The sequence below is a fragment of the Actinomadura fulvescens genome, from assembly GCF_039533225.1.
Classification (GTDB): Bacteria; Actinomycetota; Actinomycetes; order Streptosporangiales; family Streptosporangiaceae; genus Spirillospora; species Spirillospora fulvescens.
This window is the reverse complement of the sequence record NZ_BAAATD010000001.1, coordinates 1,382,707-1,403,606: the sequence shown is the minus strand read 5'-3', so window position 1 is coordinate 1,403,606 and position 20,900 is coordinate 1,382,707. Positions and strand designations below refer to the sequence as shown.

Annotated in this window: 16 protein-coding genes and 1 tRNA gene; 13 read left to right on the top strand and 4 right to left on the bottom strand. The window is 69.8% G+C overall.

Translation table 11 applies throughout. The annotated features are described in order from the left end of the window. Nucleotide 1: 1 nt before the first annotated feature. Both ABD333_RS06500 and ABD333_RS06495 read left to right on the top strand, forming a co-directional pair. Entirely contained in the window at nt 2–3,952 is a 3,951-nt protein-coding gene (locus ABD333_RS06500) for a non-ribosomal peptide synthetase (RefSeq protein WP_344538571.1), read from the top strand. Next, nucleotides 3,952–5,244: an MFS transporter gene (locus tag ABD333_RS06495; protein WP_344538569.1), complete on the top strand. Its 1,293-nt coding sequence runs from the start codon at nt 3,952–3,954 to the stop codon at nt 5,242–5,244. The genes ABD333_RS06500 and ABD333_RS06495 overlap by 1 nt, the downstream gene beginning before the upstream one ends. A gap of 29 nt (nt 5,245–5,273) precedes the next feature. On the opposite strand, the gene ABD333_RS06490 is transcribed toward ABD333_RS06495, so the two are convergent. Together ABD333_RS06490 and ABD333_RS06485 are read right to left on the bottom strand one after the other, a co-directional pair. Then, nucleotides 5,274–5,441 (bottom strand): hypothetical protein, encoded by a 168-nt coding sequence (locus tag ABD333_RS06490; protein ID WP_344538567.1) that lies wholly within the window; start codon nt 5,439–5,441, stop codon nt 5,274–5,276. A 32-nt stretch (nt 5,442–5,473) separates the two neighbouring features. Next, entirely contained in the window at nt 5,474–6,469 is a 996-nt protein-coding gene (locus tag ABD333_RS06485; RefSeq protein WP_344538565.1) for a bifunctional lysylphosphatidylglycerol flippase/synthetase MprF, read from the bottom strand. Between the two features lie 159 nt (nt 6,470–6,628). Between ABD333_RS06485 and ABD333_RS06480 the strand changes: the two genes are divergently transcribed. The 5 genes from ABD333_RS06480 to ABD333_RS06460 all read left to right on the top strand — a co-directional run bounded on the left by ABD333_RS06480 (nt 6,629) and on the right by ABD333_RS06460 (nt 11,244). Next, a tRNA-OTHER gene (locus tag ABD333_RS06480) sits at nt 6,629–6,719 on the top strand. Nucleotides 6,720–6,905: 186 nt separating this feature from the next. After that, the gene (locus ABD333_RS06475) at nt 6,906–8,087 is read left to right on the top strand and encodes a hypothetical protein (protein WP_344538563.1); all 1,182 of its coding nucleotides are present in this window, start codon (nt 6,906–6,908) and stop codon (nt 8,085–8,087) included. Nucleotides 8,088–8,263: 176 nt separating this feature from the next. Then, entirely contained in the window at nt 8,264–9,031 is a 768-nt protein-coding gene (locus ABD333_RS06470) for a prenyltransferase/squalene oxidase repeat-containing protein (protein ID WP_344538562.1), read from the top strand. Further along, on the top strand, nt 9,028–9,801 hold the full coding sequence (locus ABD333_RS06465) for a tryptophan synthase subunit alpha (protein ID WP_344538560.1): 774 nt from the start codon (nt 9,028–9,030) through the stop codon (nt 9,799–9,801). The genes ABD333_RS06470 and ABD333_RS06465 overlap by 4 nt, the downstream gene beginning before the upstream one ends. A 33-nt stretch (nt 9,802–9,834) precedes the next feature. Further along, the gene (locus ABD333_RS06460; RefSeq protein WP_344538558.1) at nt 9,835–11,244 is read left to right on the top strand and encodes a pyridoxal phosphate-dependent decarboxylase family protein; all 1,410 of its coding nucleotides are present in this window, start codon (nt 9,835–9,837) and stop codon (nt 11,242–11,244) included. A gap of 113 nt (nt 11,245–11,357) precedes the next feature. Here the strand turns inward: ABD333_RS06460 and ABD333_RS06455 are convergent, their stop codons facing one another. Further along, the gene (locus tag ABD333_RS06455) at nt 11,358–12,479 is read right to left on the bottom strand and encodes an FkbM family methyltransferase (RefSeq protein WP_344538556.1); all 1,122 of its coding nucleotides are present in this window, start codon (nt 12,477–12,479) and stop codon (nt 11,358–11,360) included. 238 nt (nt 12,480–12,717) lie between these two features. Between ABD333_RS06455 and ABD333_RS06450 the strand changes: the two genes are divergently transcribed. From ABD333_RS06450 to ABD333_RS06435, 4 genes are read left to right on the top strand one after another with little or no spacing between them, the layout of a single operon-like run. After that, the gene (locus ABD333_RS06450; RefSeq protein ID WP_344538554.1) at nt 12,718–13,854 is read left to right on the top strand and encodes an acyl-CoA dehydrogenase family protein; all 1,137 of its coding nucleotides are present in this window, start codon (nt 12,718–12,720) and stop codon (nt 13,852–13,854) included. A gap of 18 nt (nt 13,855–13,872) precedes the next feature. Continuing rightward, nucleotides 13,873–14,370: a hypothetical protein gene (locus tag ABD333_RS06445; RefSeq protein WP_344538552.1), complete on the top strand. Its 498-nt coding sequence runs from the start codon at nt 13,873–13,875 to the stop codon at nt 14,368–14,370. After that, nucleotides 14,367–14,921: a flavin reductase family protein gene (locus ABD333_RS06440; RefSeq protein ID WP_344538550.1), complete on the top strand. Its 555-nt coding sequence runs from the start codon at nt 14,367–14,369 to the stop codon at nt 14,919–14,921. The genes ABD333_RS06445 and ABD333_RS06440 overlap by 4 nt, the downstream gene beginning before the upstream one ends. A 14-nt stretch (nt 14,922–14,935) precedes the next feature. After that, nucleotides 14,936–15,907 (top strand): ferritin family protein, encoded by a 972-nt coding sequence (locus ABD333_RS06435; protein WP_344538549.1) that lies wholly within the window; start codon nt 14,936–14,938, stop codon nt 15,905–15,907. Nucleotides 15,908–15,918: 11 nt separating this feature from the next. On the opposite strand, the gene ABD333_RS06430 is transcribed toward ABD333_RS06435, so the two are convergent. Then, the gene (locus ABD333_RS06430) at nt 15,919–16,371 is read right to left on the bottom strand and encodes an NUDIX hydrolase (RefSeq protein ID WP_344538547.1); all 453 of its coding nucleotides are present in this window, start codon (nt 16,369–16,371) and stop codon (nt 15,919–15,921) included. 411 nt (nt 16,372–16,782) lie between these two features. On the opposite strand from ABD333_RS06430, the gene ABD333_RS06425 reads away from it, so the two are divergent. Continuing rightward, nucleotides 16,783–20,481: an NACHT and WD repeat domain-containing protein gene (locus ABD333_RS06425; protein ID WP_344538545.1), complete on the top strand. Its 3,699-nt coding sequence runs from the start codon at nt 16,783–16,785 to the stop codon at nt 20,479–20,481. A 32-nt stretch (nt 20,482–20,513) separates the two neighbouring features. Next, nucleotides 20,514–20,882 (top strand): hypothetical protein, encoded by a 369-nt coding sequence (locus ABD333_RS06420; protein WP_344538543.1) that lies wholly within the window; start codon nt 20,514–20,516, stop codon nt 20,880–20,882. Nucleotides 20,883–20,900: the final 18 nt, after the last annotated feature.

Below are 20,900 nucleotides of genomic sequence, written 5' to 3'. Positions count from 1 at the left end.
GATGATCCCGTTGTCGTTCGCGCAGCGACGGCTGTGGTTCTTGAACAGGCTGGAAGGCCCCAGCGCGACCTACAACATCCCGGGAGCGCTGCGGCTGCGGGGGCCGCTGGACCGCCAGGCGATGGCCGCCGCGTTGAACGACGTCGTGCGCAGACATGAGCCACTGCGGACGGTCTTCCCGGACGTCAAGGGAGAGCCTTGCCAGCAGGTATTGGGCATCGACCAGGTCTGCCTGGAGCTGGAGGTCGCCGAGCCGGAGCCCGGTGGTCTGACGGCGGCGATGCATCAGGCCGCGAGCCATGTGTTCGACCTGGCCGCCCCCCGGCCGCCGTTCCGCGCGACGCTGTTCGTCCTCGGCCCGGACGAGCACGTACTGATGATCGTGATGCATCACATCGCCGGGGACGGCTGGTCGACGGCTCCGCTGTGGCGTGATGTCGGGCATGCCTACCAGGCACGATCCCAGGGCCGGGCCCCGCATTGGGAGCCGCTGCCCGTCCGGTACGCGGACTACACGTTGTGGCAGGCCGAACTCCTCGGCAGAGCCGACGATCCCGGCAGTGTGCTCGCCGGCCAGCTCGCGTTCTGGGCCAAGGAGCTGGCGGACGCGCCGGAGTGCCTGCCGCTGCCCACCGACCGGCCTCGCCCTCCGTTCGCCAGCTACCGCGGCGACACCGTGCCGTTGACGGTGGACGCGGACCTCCACGCTCGTCTCACCGACCTGGCGCGCCAGCGCGGGGGGACGCTGTTCATGGTGCTGCACGCCGCGCTGGCCGTGCTGCTGAGCAGGTGGGGCGCCGGGCAGGACATCCCGGTCGGGTCACCGCTGGCCGGACGCACCGACAACGCGCTGCACGATCTGGTCGGCTTCTTCCTCAACACGGTGGTCGTACGCACGGACCTGTCCGGGGACCCCAGCTTCGCCGAGCTGCTGGGCCGGGTGCGCGAGACGACCCTGACCGTGCTGGAGAACCAGGACGCGCCGTTCGAGCTGGTGGTCGAGCACCTCAACCCGGAACGGTCACCGGCCCGCAACCCCCTCTTCCAAGTCATGTTGAACGTCCTGGTCATGCCGACGGTCGCGGAGCTGCTGCCCGGGCTGTCCGCGGAGATGGAAACGGTGCGCACGTCGACCGCCAAGGTCGACCTCACCTTCACGGTGATGGAGCACTTCGGCCCCGGCGGGCGCCCGGCCGGGTTGGACGTCAACGTCGCGTACGCCGTCGACCTGTTCGATCGGGAGAGCGCCGAAGCGCTGGCGGAAGGCTTGGTGCGGGTGCTGGAGGCGGCCGTGGCGGCGCCCGATCTTGCGGTGAGCCGGATCGAGGTGCTGACGGCGGAGGAGCGGCGGACGCTGCTGGAACTGGGACAGGGCGAACCGGCGACGCCCGAGCCGGACCTGGTGCCGGAGCTGTTCGCGGCGCGGGCGGCGACGGTGGAGCCGGAGCTGACCGCGGTGGTGTGCGGGGACGTGGAGCTGTCGTTCGGTGAGCTGGCCGGACGGGTGAACCGGCTGGCCCGCTGGCTCATCTCGGCAGGGGCCGGCCCCGGGGACCCGGTGGTGGTGGCGTTGCCACGGTCGGCGGACTCGGTGGTGGCGATGCTGGGGGTACTGGCCGCCGGGGCGATGTACGTACCGGTGGATCTGTCGTATCCACCGGACCGGGTGCGGTTCATGGTGACGGACGTGGCACCTCGCGTAGTGATCACGACGGCCGAGGCGGCGGCCGAACCGGCGGCCGGGCTGGCGGGTCCTGGTGTCCGGACGCTGGTGCTGGGCTCGGCGCAGGCGGAGGCCGCGCTGGCGGGGCTCGCGGACGGGCCGGTCGGCGCGGCCGAGCACCGCAGGATGCTGGAGCCGTCCGACCCGGCGCACCTGACCTACACCTCCGGGTCGACCGGCAGACCGAAGGGCGTCGTCGCCACCCATCAGGGCTTGGCGAACCTGGCAGCGTTCATGCGCGGCGAAGTGATCGAGCCCGCGACGCGGCGGGCCGGACAGCGGCTGCGGGCGGCGCTGGTGACCGCGCTGTCGTTCGACGCTGTGTGGATCATGGTGCTGTGGCTGCTGGACGGTCATGAACTGCACGTGCTCGACGATGACGTCCGCCGCGACGCGCACGCGCTGGTCGGCTACGGACGCGAGCACGGGGTGGACGTACTGGAAGTCACCCCCTCCTATGCCGAGCAACTCATAGCGGAGGGGCTGCTCGGGCAGGGCGGGCCTTCGGTACTGATCCTGGGAGGCGAGGCGGTAGGCGCCGGGCTGTGGGAGCGGATCGGCCAGGCTGAGGGCGTGGCGGGCTGGAACTTCTACGGCCTGACCGAATGCACGGTGGACTCGGTGGTCGCCCCCGTGAGCGGCGACCGGCCGGTGATCGGCCGCCCGATGTCGGGTAGCCGGGTGTACGTGCTGGACGAGTGGCTGCGGCCCGTTCCGGCAGGAGTACCGGGCGCGCTGTATGTGGCCGGGGAGCCGGTTGCCCGGGGGTATTGGGGCCGTCCTGGCATGACTGCGGAGCGGTTCGTGGCCGACCCGTTCGCGGCCGGGGGCGAACGGATGTACCGCACCGGAGACCTGGTGCGCTGGACCCGCCACGGCGCACTGGAATTCCTGGGCCGAGCCGACGCCCAGATGAAGATACGCGGCTTCCGCATCGAACCCGGCGAGATCGCCACCGTCCTGACCGAAAGCCCACTGATCAACCAAGCCGCAGTCGTAGCCAAACACGACAGGCTCGTCGCCTACCTCGTCCCCACCGACGACCCGCCCGACACCAACGAGCTGCGCCGCCACGCCCTGACCAAACTCCCCGACTACATGATCCCCTCAGCATTCGTCACCCTCGACGCCCTGCCACTGACCTCGCACGGCAAACTCGACCGCAACGCCCTCCCCGACCCCGACTACGCGGCGCTGGGCTCCGGCGCCCAGGCCGCTCGCACCGCTCGCGAGGAGGCACTGTGCTGCCTGTTCGCCGAGGTTCTCGACCTGGAGTCGGTGGGTGCCGACGACAACTTCTTCGCGCTCGGCGGTCACTCGCTGCTGGCCACCCGGCTGGTGAGCCGGATCCGAGCGGCGCTGGGAACGGACCTGTCGGTCCGGCTGTTCCTCCAGGCGCCCACCGTGGCGGGGGTCATCGAATCGCTCGCGGCGGACCCTGCCGCACAGGCCCGGATCGATCCGGTGGTGGCGATCCGGACGTCGGGCGAACAGCCGCCGCTGTTCTGCGTGCATCCGGTGTCCGGCGTGGCCTGGTGCTACTCGGGCTTGCAGCGCCATCTGCCCGCCGACCTCCCCATCTACGGCCTCCAGTTGGCCGGCGAGCAGGCCGGGCCGCGGGATCTCGCGGAGCTCACCGCGAGCTACGCCGACCGGATACGTGAGGTCCAGCCGACGGGTCCTTACCGCCTTCTCGGCTGGTCGCTGGGCGGAACCATCGCGCACGCCGTCGCGGGCAGGCTGCAGCGGGAGGGCGAGCGGGTGGAGTTCCTGGCTCTCCTGGATTCGTATCCCACCAACCCATGGCTCCTCGACATGGACCCGCCCGCCATGCTCGACGCGATCGAGGAGGCGATCCTGGTCACCATGGCCCAGGATCTCGGCCTGAGCGTCGAGACCGCCGACGATCCGCGGTCACGGCGGCGGATGAGGCAGGCGGTCGCCAACGGCTTCGGTCTCCCGGAGCAGACCTTGGCCGACCTTCCGCGCGCTGCCGGGAATCTCATCCGGATAGCCCAAGGCGACGAGCACGAGGTCTTCGACGGAGATCTGGTCTTCGTCCAGGCGGAAGGCACCCGTCTCGGCGACTCTGACGCCTTGGAACTGTGGCAGCCGTACGTCCGCGGGACCATTGACCACCACACCGTCGGCTGCGGCCACTTCGAGATGATGAAGCCCGGCCCTGTGGCGGAGATCGGAGCACTGCTCGCGGCCAGGATGTCACCCTGATGGCCACGGACACCGCCGCCGCCACCACCGGTGGCGGCGGGCTGAGCGGACGGGACTTCCGGTTGCTGTGGACGGCGGAGTCCATCAGCAAGACCGGCACCGCCGTGACGACCTTCGCGCTGCCCCTGGTGGCGCTGCAGACGCTGGGCGCGAGCACGCTGATGATGGGCGTGCTGAACGCCATGATCTGGCTGCCGTGGCTGCTCGTCGGGCTGCAGGCGGGCGTCTGGGCCGATCGCCACAGCCGGCGGCCGGTGATGATCGGCTGTCAGCTCGCCTCGGCGGTCCTGATCACGAGCGTCCCGGTGCTGGCCTGGCTCGGCGTTCTGACCTTCTGGTACCTGCTGGTCATCGCGTTCGCGGTCGGGTGCGCGACCGTCCTGTTCACCGCGGCGTACAACGCGTACGTGCCGTTCCTGGTCGGCAAGGACGAACTGCTCGCCGCGAACTCGCGCCTGATGGGCAGCGAACAGGCCGCCAACATCGCCGGCCCCGGCCTGGGCGGGCTGATCACCCAGCTCTTCTCGGCCGTTCTCGCACTGCTCCTCGACGCGGTCAGCTTCCTGGTCAGCGCCGCCTGCCTGTGGTCCATCCGGGCGCGTGAACCATCCGATCATTCCGGCGACCGGCCGGACCGGCCGCGCACCACGGTCCGGGCCGATGTCCGGGACGCGGCCGAGTTCGTGCTGCGCGATCCCTATCTGCGGATCATCACCGTGAACAGCGCCTCCACGAACCTGCTCATGGGCGGTGTCCAGGCGCTGGTCGTCGTGTTCCTGATCCAGGGCGCCGGGCTCGGCCCCTGGGCGGTCGGCGCCACCACGATCACGATCAGCGTCGGCGGACTGCTCGGCGCCGTCGTCGCGCCCAGGATCACCCGCCGGCTGGGATCCGCCCGGACCCTGCTGACGGCCCCCGTGACCGACTGCTTCCTCCTGCTGTTCCCGCTCGCCGGCCACGGCCCGCTGCTGGTGGTGGTGGCGCTGGCCGGGACCCTGGTGTGGGCCACCGGCGTGGTCGTGAGAAACGTGACGGGGGGCGCCTTCCGGCAGGCGTACTGCCCGCCTGAAATGCGCGCCCGGGTCGCCATGACCATGCGGTTCACCTTCTTCGGCGTCTGGCCCATCGGCAGTCTCGCCGGCGGTGTGCTGGGCACGGTCTTCGACGTCCAGACGGCGCTTTTCATCCTCACCGGCGCGAACGTCATCACCGACATCTGGCTGTTCATCGGCCCGATCAAGCGCAGCAGGAATCTGCCGGCCGGGGTCGCGACACCGCCCGTCAGGTGTTGATCCGAACGGGCGGTGGTGTTCGCCACGCATCAGGAAGAGCGGTGGTCCTCGCTGACGGCGAGGAGCTGTTCGAGTCTCGTCAGCGCGGCATCGGCGGCGCGGCCGATCTCCAGGTCATCGGGGGCCTGCGCGCACGCGCCGAGCATCTCGACGACCTTGGCCCCGGCCGCGGAGATCTCGTCCGGTTCATCTGTCATGGCGTTCCCTCCCGGGTCTCGTCGTGGTCTCTTCAGACGGCATTGCATGCCCGGAAGACGTGCACCAGGGCGGGAATGCTGGCCCCGTGCTGGAAGGCGATGTACTCGGGCAGGATGACGTCCTGCTTCCATTTCTCCTTGTAGGCGTACTGGGTCTGCGCCGGGTAGATGTGGCCGCCGTTGCTCCAGAGCTCTTCCATGAACCAGTGGAAGGCTCGGCTGTGACCGGGCGGCTCGTGTCCGGTCGAGAGCCCCGAGAAGGGCGTGTACCCGAAGTGGAGCCACTGCGTCCCCTCGGCCTGGAAGGTCTCGATGGCGACCTTGTTGATCGCCTCCATCACGCCCGGCGTGGAGTCCGGCCGGCGGCGGCTGAGGTCGTGCATCCACCCGGGCCGGGAGCCGTAGACCGGTGAGTACGAGATGTAGCCGATCAGCCGGTCGCCGTTGACGCCGGCGAAGAGCCGGCGCAGGTGCTGATAGCGCCCGCCGTACTCCCCCACGAGGAATTCGAGCGGCTTGGCGCCGCCCTTGGAGCCCAGCCAGGCCGCGTCCAGGTCGCTCATCGCGGCGTGCCAGGGGCCGAGCGGCACCTCACTGATCGTGAGCCCGCTTCGCCGGGCTCGTGCGATCTTGTTGCGCAGCCGCATGAACGCCGTTCCGCGCAGGCTGAACGTGTCGAGCCGGAGCGCGTACGACGCGCCTATCTGGTTGACCGTGAAACCCGCGTCGAGATATTCGGCCGTGTCGGCGCCCTGGAGCTGGATGGCGACGATCTCCCGGTCCTGTTCGGCGGCCAGGTCGAGAAAGGCGCGCAGCAGCCGGGGGCGGGCCTCCCGAGGCGCGAACGGGCCGCCGAACTGCACCAGATATCGCCCGGTGGGCCGGTAGACGATCACGCCCGGCGTGTCCGGCAGGTGCAGATGACCGTTGCCCTCGTTGACCGCGAGGAACGAGCTGGGATTGTCCGCGTCCGGGTACCGCTGGATGGCCTCCAGCGCGATATCTGATCTCGTAATCGTCTCGGTCATCGCAATGCCCCATTCATGACGGTGCTCGCAAGATTTATCGCATACGGAACGACGGATATCAAGGCCACAAAAAGGTCAGTTACGAGTCAGCCGCAGATCAGGGCCATCCGTCATGATGGCTTTAGCGGAACAAAAACTGAACACCGGAGCAGTAACCCTGGAGAGGTTCCCAAAGTGGCCTAATGGGGCCCGGCGTCAGCCGGGAAGGCGCCGTCAGGCGCCTACGCAGGTTCGAATCCTGCCCTCTCCGCGATGACAGGCAGAAGGAGCCGCACGCACTCCTGCGGCCCTTCTGCCTCGTCTTTCTGCCTTGGTGCCGTTGACGCTTTCTAGGAGGATCCGTGGGTGACACAACCGCAGACGACACCGTGCCCCTCTGGGGCACACGACGGCCGTGGGAACACGGGGTCCCGCAAGGTAAGGCGCACCCGGTCTCATGACCGTGAACGCGTCAGCCGGCCTTCGCGCCCCCGGGCCCGTCTCCCTCGACCCCGTCGGCGGGAAAGCGCGCACCGCGATCCCTGTCTCCGGCGTGCACCAGTGGCTGACGACCCTGCTGCGGGACCTGCCCAAGCCGACCGAGTACCGGTTCACCGCGGACTATTCTCGCGCGGTCGTCGACTACTGCCTGGAGAAGTGGCCGGGCGGGGGCTCGCTCGCCGCCCCCACCGTCGAGGAGGCCGACGCGGAGTTCCGTGCGTCGATGACCGCGGCGAAGGATCTCTCCGAGCACCAGGTCGATCAGGTCTGCAACCGGATCTTCGGTACGGAACGCGAGCTCTCGGCCTGGCTCTGTGGCACCACCGAGCGCTATCTCACCATCATCAAGCCGTGGACCCCCGTCTGGCTCGGCTTCACGAACTGGGCGCTGCGCTGGTGCCGCCAGAACTCGATCGAGACCCTGGTCTTCCTCGCCCGCGACGCGCTGCCGTTCTACATCGCGGCCACGTCCCTGGACCAGGGCCTCGATCTGCACCTGGCACACGTGTCGAGGACCACCAGGCCGGACCCGCTGACGGCGAACTCGATTCTCCGGCAGCCCTCCATCGCCCTCATCGATTCCGGCTGCTACGGGACGTGCATCAACGAATTGCGCCAGCGGCGCAGCGCCGTTCTCGATGATTCACGCGACGACGGCTTGGCCACGCTGCTCTTTTACAGCCGCAATCCCCAGCTGTTCGGCTATGTCAACTACGTCATGGGCAAGGACATGCTCGCCAGCCCCGAGACAATGGGCCGGGCGGCGGATTTCATCATCTATGCGGGTGACCTGCTAGAGGCTTTGCCCAAGCCCTATCGGTATCGCGAGCAGGACCCGTCCACGGTGGAGCCGACCGACCTCGTCAGCTTCACGATCTCGATCGCCGCGCTCAGCAGGATCAGCAGCATGGCGCAGGCGAGCACCTTCCTCGACACGGAGAGAATGAACGACCTTCACGAGCAAGTGGGGCTGCTGTTCCGGCTTTACCAGCTCGCTCAGCACCGCTGCGACCTGCGCGGCGACTTCCTCTTCGACGAGCCGACGCCCAAGAGCCTGCCGGCCCCCGGCGCGCTGGCCGGCCTCGACTTCGTTGAGATCCCGCCGCAGAGCTACGCGTTCGGCACCGCCGGCGGCTGACTTTCCCGCCGCCGCCTGATTCCCCTGCCATTGCGTCAACGTGAGGAGCTGTTTTCCTGATGCCATTTCCGGCCAGTACTCCAACGCTACTTCGAGCCGACGCGACGTCGCGCTTCCTGGCTTCCCGACGGCAAGGACCGGGCGCCTACCTGGAAGCCCGGGAGGACGTGCCGACGATGGAAGCACTGCGGTGGGCCGCCGAGATCACCTCGATGCTGTCCGGTGAGCCGCTCACGCCCGCCCCTTTCATGGACGCCTGCCGCCGGGCGGGCGGCACGTTCGCGATGACGGCCGCCGACCCTGAGCCGTCCCGGGCCGCGGGCTACTACGCGGTGCGCGCGCTCACGCTCTCCGGGCGGCGTGACGATGTGCCCGACGAGCTCCCGCGCTGGTTCGCCGGCGAGCTGGCCGAGCCTCACCTGCCCGCCTCATCGGACATCGACGAGATGTTCTATGTCCTGCGCGCACTCGAACAATTGGGGGCACTCGGCCTGCTCTCCCCCGAGGTGACTCGCTCGCTCGTCCATTTCATCCAGGCCTGCCGGGACGGCGGCGGAGGCTATGCGGGCATTCCGGGCCGGCCGCCGGACACCGAGCACACCTACTGTGCCGTCTGCAGCTTGTCGCTCCTCCAGCACCCCCTCGGTCCCGCCGAGAGCCGCGTCACCGCCGCATGGCTCAGGTCGCGGTTCGCCACGCCGTCCGGCCTCGCGACACTCACCGCTGACGATGACGCTCCCTCACTCGCCGCCTCGTACTGGGGCTTCCGCGCGGGAGAGGTACTGAACGACGTCGTCTGGACCGACCGGCTCAGGCTGGCGGTGGAAAAGCTCGGCAAACCGGACGGCGGTTACGGGGCTCAGGCACATGCCACGCTGTGGGAGTCGTACTGCGGCCTCCGCGTCCTGTCCAGCATCCCCGCTCCGGGCGGAGGCGAGCGATGACGCCGCCGCGCCTGTCGGACATCATCTGCGGTCGTGCGAGACGGGGAGAGCTCGCGATCGGGATCTATCTGATCCCCGGCTTCCCGGACTGGAACACGAGCCAGGAGGCGCTCGACCTGTGCGTCAGGCATGAGGTGGACTTCATCGAATTCCCGGCGGTGTCGGATCCGCGGTGGTCGCCCAGGACCGGCCCGATGATCGCCCGGGCGCTGCGGGACGCCGAGCCCTACTCGGAGGCCGAGGCGACCGCGTGGCTGCTGCGCGCCCCCGTTCGGGTGGCCGTCGTCTACGGGTCCGCCTGGCCTTCGCCCGCCACGTGGTCGGCGCCGCCACCGCTGCGGGCGGGAGTCTCCGGCTACCTCTTCGAGAGCGACCCGCCGGATCTCGCGTCCTATGCCGTGGCCGCCGCCGAAGAGGGCGCGGTCATCATCCCCGCGGTGGACGCCACCGCCGCCGGCCTCTCCGACGGCGACCGGCGGATCATCTCCCGCGGCGGTGGCTTCGTGTACGCCTCGCTGGGTCCGGAGACGGGCACGAGGGCCGCGTCCCCCGCCGACCTCCGGCGAAAGCGGGTCGAGGTTCGCTCCGTCCGCCCGGATCTGCCGGTCTGCGCCGCCTTCGGCATCGACCGGCCCGCCGACGTCGAGGAGCTGCGCGGCAGTGGCGGCTGCGACGGGATCATCATCGGCTCCGCCGCTCTGGCCAAGCTGGACGAGGGGATGCCGGCGTTCAGCGGATGGCTCAAGGACATCGTCACCGCCTCCAGGTAGGCCCACGAGATTGCGGGACAGGACGTGAACGGCATGCATCAACTGGACCGGAAGCTGGCACGGCTCGTGTTCGACGAGTGCCGGCGTCAGCTCAGCCTGGACGAGGTTCCGCTGAAGACGGGCGGCGACAGGGACCGGCTCGCCGAGCGCCTGGCCGGGCTCATCGGGCCGTCCGGCAACGATCCCGAGGCGGTCCTGTCGGTCTTCCTCCGCGACATCGCCCCGGCCATCATCGCGTGTGACACCCCCCGCTTCATGGCCTTCGTGTCGTGCGTGCCGTCGAAGACATCGATCCTGTTCGACATGCTGGTCTCCTGCTTCACGTTGCACGGCATCTCGTGGCTTGAGGCCGCCGGGCCGGTCGCGGCCGAGAACCAGGCCCTGCGCGTACTGGCCGACGCCGCCGGGCTGCCGGCCGGTGCCGGCGGCTGCTTCGTGTCCGGCGGCTCCAGCGGCAACCTGTCAGCCCTGCTCGTCGCACGTGACACCGGCCTGAGCCGTCGCGGTGCGCAGGGTGCTCAGGGCACGCAGCGAACGCGGCCCAAGGTGGCCCTCGCCGCGGAAGCCCACATTTCGGTGAGCAAAGCCCTCCACCTCCTGGGCATGGAACCGCTGCTGGTGCCCACGGCCGGCCACCGGCTGACAGGCCGGGAACTGCAGGCCGCCCTGGCCCGCGAGCCGCACGCCGGCGACGTGGTGGCCGTGGTCGCGACCGCCGGAACCACGAACGGCGGCCTGGTCGACGATCTCGCCGGGGTGGCTGAGGTGGCACGACGGCACGGGCTGTGGTTCCATGTCGACGCCGCCTATGGCGGCGCCGGCCTGTTCGCTCCCACGGTGCGCGGGCTCTTCGACGGCATCGAGCAGGCCGACTCCGTGGTCATCGACCCGCACAAGTGGCTCTTCTCGCCGTTCGACTGCGCGGCGCTGCTCTACCGCGACCCGCCGATGGCGAACGCGGTGCACACGCAGCGAGCGTCCTACCTGGACGCCATCCACGACGACGCCAACGGCGTGTGGAACCCGAGCGACTACGCCCATCACCTGACCCGCCGGGCCCGCGGCCTGCCCTTGTGGTTCGGGCTGGCGGTCCACGGAACGGACGCCTACCGCGACGGCATCGAGAACACGCTCACCATGGCCCGCTACGCGGCCGACCGCGTCGCCGGGGCCGAGGGCCTCACGCTGGTCTGTGAGCCGGAGCTCTCGGTGGTGCTCTTCCAGCGGGACGGATGGGGAATGGACGACTACGAGAACTGGTCTGCCAGGCTCCTCGCCGACCAGGTCGCCTTCGTGCTCCCGACGTCGTGGGACGGCGAGCCGGTGGCCCGGCTCTGCTTCGTTCACCCGGACACCACCAAACAGCTGGTCGACGAGGTCATCTCGACGATCGCTCCGGCGCTGGACGGCGTCAGCGGCGCACACGTGCTCATCGACGACTAGAGCGCCGGACCTCGTCGTACGGCAGTGACCATCAGCACCAGTGCAGCGCTCACGTCAGGACAAGGGCCCGGCCGAGGAGCCTTCCTCTCGGCCGGGCCCTGGTCTGCGTGGGCCTAGGAGCTCTCTGCCTGCGGAAGGGCATCAACGACGTCCACCCGGTCCGGCAGCAGCTCCGCCGGCAGGCGAGCGGAAAGCCAGTCCGCGACGAGCTCGGGCTTGATCGCGTGCGTGGTGCCGGTCGCCGCCACCACCGGACGCGGATCGTTCTCGTAGCCCGGGCGAATGGCGTAGACGGCATAGCGGCCGGTGCCGCGAAGCATCTCCTCGACCTCCATGCTGACGCGGAACCCCTGCTCGGCGAGCCACCCGGTGACCTGCTCGACCCGGCCCTCGGTCGGCGAGCCGGTCTCGTCGTGGACCTCCATGCTCACCTGCTGGACCAGTGGCCAGTGGCGGGCCTCGATCCCCTGGAGCACGTCGTACTCGGCGCGCTGGGCATCGATCTTGAGCAGGTCGATCCCGCGGACCCCGACCTCATCGATCACCGACGACAGCGTGCGGAGCCGGCACCGGCATTCGACGAACTCGAAGTCCCTGGCCAGCAGGCTCTCGACCTCGGCCAGATGCTCCGCACGCCCGGGCGGGCCGCTCCTGCGCTCGTTCGCGACGTACCGCTTGATCAGGTCGATCTCGTTGTCCCAGTTCGTGTAGTCGTGGCGGCAGGACATGATCGAGATGTTCGGGTAGTAATAGAACGAGACCTCCTGGTCGCGATCGGACAGCCCGTAATTGAACGGACGGGTGTTGAGGCCGCGCTCGTCAATGTTCTGCTGAAGCCTGGCGAACACTTCAGGAACCGGCTCGAAGGCATACACCTCCGCCGACGGGCAGCGTGCTCCGACGAAGACGCTGAACATTCCCACGTTCGCGCCGACATCGAACACGACGGCATTTTCACGGAGCACGATCCCGCCGCGCAGATAGACCTCATCGACGAAGATCTCGTCATGCAGGAATCGCGTCTCGGCCATGTTCATCCCCGCCAGTTCGGCGAGGACGCCGGTGTCGGCGGTCACGGAATGCACGCCCCACGGCAGCACCTGGGCCACGAACCGGCCGTCGGCATCGCGGATCACGCGGGCACGCGCAATGCCGGGGTAACGGCGCAGCGCCCGCTCGATTTCGGCCGCGACCTGGTGGAGTGGCAGCCCGAGGTAATTGTCAGGGGTGGTCATGAATGCAGCATGTCAGCCCTGCCCGACTCCCCACTGACATCCCGCTGATCGGTGCCGCCGCCTCGCCCCGTTCGCCTCTCCTCGATGAATGTCTCCGCGAACGGAATCCGTTCGCCGTCAGCGCGGCGTCAGAACCGGCTGCAATCATCGTTAAGGAGATGGTGCGATTTAGGCATCGACCGGATCGACCGGGCAGAACGCTGACTGCGATCGCCTGAAATGGATCGGAGAATGATCGATGCGTTCCCTTGACGAGGCCCGCGAGGTGTGCGAGCGCCACCACCCGGGCATGTGCGCCGCTCTCGCGGAGATCTCCCTGACCGAACGTGAGGCACCGGACGGGCCCGTTCTCGGCCTTTTCCGCAAGTTCGGCGGCCCTGGGCTGCTCGTACCGGCCGAATACGGCGGCATGGGTGTCGACGCGCTCAGCGCGTCACGCATTGTGCGCGCGATGTCGTCCTATTCGCCATCGCTGGGTGCCGCCACCACGATGCACCACTACACGGTGGCGACGCTCTTCTCGCTCGCGACGAGGGCCGGACGCCTGACCCCCGCGCAACTGGACCTCCTGACCAAAATCGCACCGGCCGATCTCATCGTGGCCTCGGGCTGGGCCGAGGGGAAGCCGGGGGCCAACATCGTCGTCCCGGCGGCGACCGCCCGCGCCACCGACGGCGGCTACCTGGTCAACGGCGGCAAGAAGCCGTGCAGCCTCGCCCGTTCGATGGACCTGCTCACGGCCAGCGCCGCGGTGCCGGTCGACGGGTCGCCCACGCTCGCCCTGCTGCTCATCCCGGCCGGCTCGCCGGGCATCTCCGTCCACCGGTTCTGGCTGAGCAACGTGCTGGCGGGCGCGGAGAGCCACGAGGTCAGGCTCAACGACGTGTTCGTCCCGGCGGACATGGTGATCCGCACCGAGCCGGACGACCCGGACCGGCTCGACGACCTGCAGACCACCGGCTTCGCCTGGTTCGAGACGCTGGCGACCTCGGTCTATGTCGGCGCCGCGAGCGCCCTGGTGGAGCAGGCGCTGGCCGGAGGGCGGGGCAGCGTGACCGACCGTGCCCAGGCGGCGATCCAGTTGGAGTCCGCCGTCGCCCTCGTCGAGGGTGCGGCCCGGGCCGTGGCCGACGGGCTCACCGGCGACGCCGCCGTGTCGACCGTCCTGGTCGCCAGGTACGCGGCCCAGCAGGCGCTCAGGGAGGCCACGGACATGGCGGCGGAGCTGCTCGGCGGCATCGCGTTCATGCGGTCGCCGGACATCGCCTACCTGATCGCCGCCGTCCGCCCGCTGGCCTACCACCCGCCGTCGCGCACCGCGATGGCGGAGGCGCTCGTCGACTATTTCACCGGCCAGCCGATGCGGCTGTCCTGACCAGCCAGTGAGGATGCCATGGATGTGAAGAACCCCTTCGAGAGCCCGACGACGTTCCGGCTCCACCGGGCCGAATACGTGGTCGCCTGGATCGCCGTCAACGTCTTCGTCGTTCTGCACTGGAGCGAGATCCGCTGGATTCCGGCGATCGCCCTGTTCGCGTTCATCGATCTCGTCGGCTACCTGCCCGGCGCGATCGCCTTCCGGCGCAGCGCGTCCGGTCGCATCTCGAAGAACTACTACCTCGCCTACAACCTCATGCACAGCATGATCACGCAGGGTGCGATCATCGTGCTCTGGGGCTTCACCATCGGCTGGGAGTGGGCGCTGCTCGCGATCCCGTGGCACATCTTCGGCGACCGCGGCATCTGGGGCAACTTCCTCAAGCCGTTCAGCCTCCCCTTCGAGCCGCACGCGGCGCCCGGCTACCGCCGGCTGATGGAGGAGCTCTCCACCGGAAACGGGCGGGCGGCCGACGGGCGGGCTCCGGCCGCCGCCGGGGTGCCCGTCAGATGACGGCCTCCGAACTGGACGTGGTGCTGCGCCAGGCGGTCCGCCGCCTGGCGACCGGAGTGGCGGTGGTGACCGTCTGGCACGGCGACATCGTCCGCGGCACGACGGTCTCCTCGGTCACCGCGATCTCGCGGGAGCCGCTGCTGGTCGGCGTGTGCCTGCGCGATGGATCGGGCCTCACCGAGGTGGTGGGCGAGGCCCGGCGTTTCGCGGTGAACGTGCTGTCCACGCGGCAGTCCGCACTCGCCGGCTGGTTCGCCGATCCCGGCCGGCCACGCGGACTGGCCCAGTTCGATCACCTCGAGTGGGAGCCCGACGCGTTCAGCGGGGCGCCGTGGATCAACGGTTCGCTGGCGTCCCTCGGCTGCCACCTCACGACGACGGTCCCGGCGGGCGATCACAACCTCCTGCTCGGCAAGGTCGTCACCGCCCGCAACGGCGAAGGCGGCCCGCTCCTGCACTTCGCCGGGCGGCTGCACGACGGAATGCTCCGCGTCCTGCCCCGAGAGGCCACCCACCCATCCGGCCAGGTCGCCGCGCTCGGCCGGTCATGACACAAGGAGGCGGCATGACAGTGCCGAAGGAAGCCGACTTCGACCTGGCCCCCAACCTGCTCGACGGCGCGACGGGCCTGACCATGACGACCCGCGACTGCGACCTCGCGTACTGGCTGACCGCCGTGGCGCAGGGCACCCTCAAGGGACGGGCGGCCACCGGCCACGCCGTGGCCACGCCCGCGCACATGCGCGAGCCCGGCCCGCTCCGCGAGGCGCTGATCCTGGAGCTGGGCTGGCGTTCGGTCGCCGAGGACCGGGCCGCCCGGGCGTTGTCGTACTTCGTGGCCGAGGCGCCGGGGACCCCGGAGATGGAATTCTTCGCCACGCAGGTACTGGACGAGGCCCGGCATGCGATGGTCTTCCGCAACCACCTGGTCGAGCTCGGTGTGCCCGCCGACCGGCTGCACGAGACGATCGCCGAGCTGTCCGCGGACTACGTCGCCGAGGTGCTCGCCCCCATCGAGGAGTTCGTGGTCCGCACCGTACGCGACGAGGGCGACTTCATCGGTGCCGTCGCGGCCTTCACGATCGTGGTGGAAGGAGTCCTGGCACCGGCCGCGGAGCTGAGCGAGCGCAAATGGGACCGCCTCGACCCGGCGGCCGGCGAGATCGGCCGAGGCGCGGGGATCGACGAGATCCGGCACCTGAACGTCGGGAGTTCGATCGTGCGCGAGCACCTCCTCCGCGACCCCGGCTACCGGTCGCGGGTCATGGAGATCGTGACCACCGGCCGCCGGCTCTGGGACGAGGTGCCCGTCCTGAAGTACGTGCTGCGCCGCGAGGACCTCTTCCAGGAAGGCATGCGGGACCACGCCGACCTGCTCGACGGTTACGAGGTGTTCCCCGGCCGCAAGCTGCTGGAGACCACCGCGACCGAACGCTACGACATCGCAGAGCGATGGACCGACGAGATGGCCGAAGCCCGCCTCCGCTACATGGACCTGCCAGAAGCAGCTGCCATCCTGTCCAAACCCGCGACCTGACCCGCGCGCCGCTACCGATCTCGCACGAGTCGCGCCAAAGTCACGTCGAGGATCTGGGCCTCCTCAGGAAGGGGCGTGGTCGCGTCCCACCAGCGGATGGCTCCGATCTCCTCGTTGGGCGTGAAGTCGTCGTGGCGCTCGGCGACGTCGGCGGTGTAGACGGCGGCGTATTCCTGGCGCGGCGGCGTGCTGAGCCAGAACCGCGCGTACCCGGCGAGGACGAGGGCGGGCAGGTCCAGCCCGCTCTCCTCGTACAGTTCCCGTACGGCCGCCTGGAGTGGCGCTTCACCAGGATCGATCCCCCCGCCCGGCAGCTCCCACTGTTGGCGGAACCGGTCGTACACCAGCAGCAGGTGCGGGCCGCACCAGACCGCCGCCAAAGCCACAGACACCGGCACCTCGGGGACATCCGCAGCCGACAGAAACGCCAGCAGGGCGTTGCCCGTCTCCTCGTCCAAAGCCAAGGCCCGATCCATACCTCACAGTGAAGGGCCGCCGGCCGTACCAGTCCACAGCAGGAGAGCATGCCGGGCAGCCAGGACTTCGGCCGCTTGCTGTCGTTTGGTAGTTCAGGCGGACGTCAGGTTGTCTTGTCGTGGATCGCTGCGGCGTGTGCTGCTAGGCCGTGAGCCATTTTCGCCATGAACTTTCTCAGGTAGCGCGGGAGGTACCAGCTCGCGGGCCACGACGTCTCGTACTCGCCGCGCCATCGGATGCGAGTGCCTCCGCCGGGTTCTTCTTCGAGTTCGATCCGCGCCTGGTGGCTACCGACGGGGATGTCGCACGGGTGACCGCTGTGTCCCGCTCACGTGCGCGTCCACCCGCAGCGTGATGTACTTCTTCCAGGCCTGTCCGCCACGCTGCTCGGAGCAGGAATGTCGGACGATGTAGTGCGCAGGCCCCGGCGCTCTCTGCTTCCCGCGGCGGTCGCCGCGGGAGGCACGGTGCTGGCGACGGTGGTCGGCGCGCTCGTCAATCTGATCACCAGTGGCTGGAGCACCTCCGTGTTCGCGGCGCTGATCGTGCTGGTGGCCGTCTCCTCGCTCCTGCCGTTCGCCGGTACGCGGGCCGAGGAATGGGCCGAACGGCGCCTGCGCTCGCGCGAGCGGCGGGACGCACGGGCGCTTCGGCTCGCGGAGCTACGAGGGCATTTCCAGACCTCGAGCCGTGGGTTGACGCGGTCGGGGCTTCGGCGGGGCTGGTACTTCACGGGGCGGCGGCGGGTGCTCGCCGAACTGGTCGCGTGGATCGCCGGCTCCGATGATCCGAGGGCGCGCCTGGTGACGGGTGAGCCGGGCTCGGGCAAGTCCGCCGTGCTGGGCCGGGTCGCCACCTTCGGGTATGCCGGGTTGAGGAACGAGGTGCCCGCCGCGGAGCTCGCCCGCGCCGATCCGGCGACGCTGGCGCCGCCGGGGAGCGTCCGGGCGGCGGTGTTCGCGCGCGGGCTCTCGGCCAGGCAGGCCGCCACCCTGATCGCGGCGGAGCTCGGAGTGGTGGCCGAGCTGCCGGGCGACCTTCTCGACCGGCTGTCGGAACGGCCGCTGGAGGGGCGCGGCATCGTGATCGTGGACGCGGTGGACGAGGCCGCGGATCCGGCCGAGCTCATCCGCGAACTGCTGGAGCCCCTCGCCGCGACCGCGCACCGTACGGGCGTGCGGCTGCTCGCGGGGATGCGCCCCGGCTGGAACCGGCGCCTCGTGCGGCAGTTCGGGCCGCACGCGGTCGAGATCGACCTCGACGACGAGGAGCACGCGCGTCCGGAGGATGTCGCCGACTACGTCTTCCGGCTGCTGACCGAGGACGAGCATGCTCGGGCCCCCTACCGCGAACGGCCGGAGACGGCGCGCGCGGTCGCCGGCGCCGTGGCGGCCAGGGCGGGCACGTCGTTCCTGGTCGCGCAGCTGACCGGGCTCGCGCTCGCCGCCGCGCCGGACGTCGCGGACGTCGGTGAGCAGTTCCCCGACAGCGTCGGGTCCGCGATGGAGCACTACCTCGAACGTCTCGGCACCGCGGCCGACCGGACCAGGATCCGCGATCTGCTGATGCCCCTCGCACTGGCCGAGGGCAAGGGACTGGCCGACCGGCGTGTCTGGGCTCGCCTGGCCACCGAGCTCGGCGCGCGAACCTACACCGATCAGGACATCACGTGGCTGCTGCGTGACAGTCCCGCACCCGACGTACTGCATCGCGGCACCGTGGACGGCCGGTACACCTACCGGCTGTTCCACCTGGCTCTCGGCGAATACCTGCGGGGAATCGCCGAGGCGGAACGCCCGGCGGCCGACATCCAGCGCCGCTTCGCCGAGATCCTCGTGGACGTGGCGGCGGGAGACTGGACAGGGGCCGACTCGTACACGCGCACCTATCTGGCGACCCATGCGGCCGCTGGCGGAGTGCTCGATCCGCTGCATGAGGACGCGGAGTTCCTCGTGGCGGCGAGCCCGGACCGACTGCTCCAGGCCCTGCCCGCCGCGAGCTCGGCACGCGGGCGCGAGTTGTCGTTCGTGGTGCAGCGGGCAGGTTTCGGTCTGTTGCGCTCGGCGGCTGACCGTCGCGCCTCGTACCTGGAGCTGGCCGCCCGGAAGTGCGGCGAGACCGCGCTCGCCGACGCGATCCGCGCATGCTCACCCGGACGCCCGTGGTCGGTGCCGTGGGCGCATTGGCGGCGCATCACCTGCGGCAGGATCCTCGGTCACGTTCCCGGCTACGTGCGGGAACTGGAGGTGGCGGACGTCCCGGGCGGGACGATCGTGGTGGCTGCCGGCGATACGGAGGTGCGCTCGTGGTGGCTTGCCGACGGAGGCCAGTACGGACCGGCCATCTCCGACATACGCGCACGGATCCGGAACCTCGGTGTGCTCACCGGCCCCACCGGGGTCGAGGCGGTGACCTGGCACCTGGACGAGACGCGGCAACGCTGGGACCTGCGCACGGGCCGCCCCATCGGCGATCCGTCGAGATTCGAGGGCATCGACGGCGCCTGGGAGATCCGGCTCGGCGAACGAGAGCTGACCGTCATCCGGAGGGGAGACGCCCTTCGGGTGCTCGACGGATTCTCGGAAGACCAGGCCGTGAGCGAACTGATGATCGCCGAGATGGACGCGGTTGGGACCGTCAAGGTGGTGGACGGCCGGCTCCTCGCGCTCGTGGTCTTCGGCGACGGGCGAGTGCGGATCTGGGATCTTCTCGCGCGGCGGCCGGTAGGCGAGGTGCTGGATCCGCTGGCCGAACGCGATCCGGTGGACCGCGAGATCTGGTCAGCCGACCTGGCCCGCTTCGGCGACGACCTGGTGGCCTTCATCAGCCACCCCATCAGGCCGCCCGACTTCGCGGACACGCACGCGTGGGACACGGCGAGAAACAGGCCCGTGACAGAGCCGATCCGCGGGCTGGCGATCGGCGCCCTCGACATCACGGTGATCGAGCTCGACGGGGTGCGGCTCGTCTGCAGGGCCGGTGCGGACGGCAGGATCGTCTGCCGGCAATGGCCGGACGGCGACGTCGGCGGCGGGCCGGTGGTCGCGCATGACGGCGGCGTCGACTGGTTGACGGGGACGGAATCCGGTCCGGACGGCAGCCCGCTCTTGCTCTCGGGCGGACGGGACGGGGCGGTTCGTTGCTGGCCGATGGACATGCTCCGATCCGCGCCGGAGGACGAGAGCGAAGAGGTGACCGAGGCCGTGGCGAGCATTCGCTCGATCGGGCGGTCTCTGGTCGTCGGCCTCGTCGGGCGGCCTGGAGACCTGGTCACCTGGGACGTCGCCACCGGCGACGTGGTAGCCCGCTGGCGGACGGACGAGCCGGTCGATCTCCGGCTGGCCACGGTGGGAACGAACTCGGAGCCGTTGGTGGCCGCCGTCATGGACAGCGGGACCATCACGCTGTGGGACCCGCTCACCGGAGCCGCGCGAGCCGAGTTCGCGGACGCCGTTCCGGCCGGTGCGTCCGAGACCTGTACCGCCTGGATCGACGGCCGCCCGATGATCCTCATCGTGTACCCCGACGGGTTGATCCACCTGTGGGACGTCCAAGATGGGGCGGCGCCGCGTCCGCCGTTCGAATGTCATCCGTCCCTTTTCGGAACGGCGTTCAAAGAAATAGACGGCGTACCCCATGTCGTCACGGCGACATTCTCGGGGAATCAGCCCCCGCGATTGTGGCGGCTGCCTTCCTGCGAATCAGCCGAGGTGAACTTCGAGCCGTGCGCCCACGATCACGCCGGCCACGAGCATGCCCGGCTCGCCGTCGGTGACCTTGGTGACCGACCGGTCGCCGTACGAAGCGGGTATCGCTCGCACATCGACGTCTGGGATCTGCGTGATGGCCGCCTGCTGCGCAGCGGTCAGCTCGACGACGGGCACCTCATGGCTCTCGGCCCCACGGTCCTCGGCCGCCTCCGTGGCCGTCAGGTGGCCGTGACCAGCGGCTACGCCGGTGCCGTCACGATCTGGGACCTCGACGGGGTGCACGAGGTCATCGACACCGGCAACCGCATCCACTCCCTGGTCATCGACCAGGAGCGGCGCATCGTCGCGGGCGGGCTCATGGGGCTCATCGCCATCGACGTCGAGTAGGGTCCGATGATCGTCGCAGACGGGAAGGGCGGATGGGGAAGCCGAGCGCGTGGCCCACTGACAAGCTGAACGCGTTGCGGCTCGGGCGACGGCTGGTCGTGGAGGTACCGGCGTCTGGGGCCGGCCGCCGGGCGTTCGTCGACATCAGCCCCGTCGCCGTCCCTGAGGACGCCGAGGCGCACCGGCAGGGTTGGAAGCGGGCAGACCGCGATCGCGTGTTCCGCTTGAAACACTGGGACTATGACGGCGCCCAGATCGATGGTTGGGACTACGACCTCGGGGCCGTCCTGGTCCGGGAGGCGACAGCCGGCGGGGAAGCAGAGCTGATCGCGGTGCTCGAAGCATGGGAGTTGCTTCCTGAGCAATTCCTCTACCCCTGGGAAACCGACGATCCAGCGTAGGCGGACCGCCACCCCCGC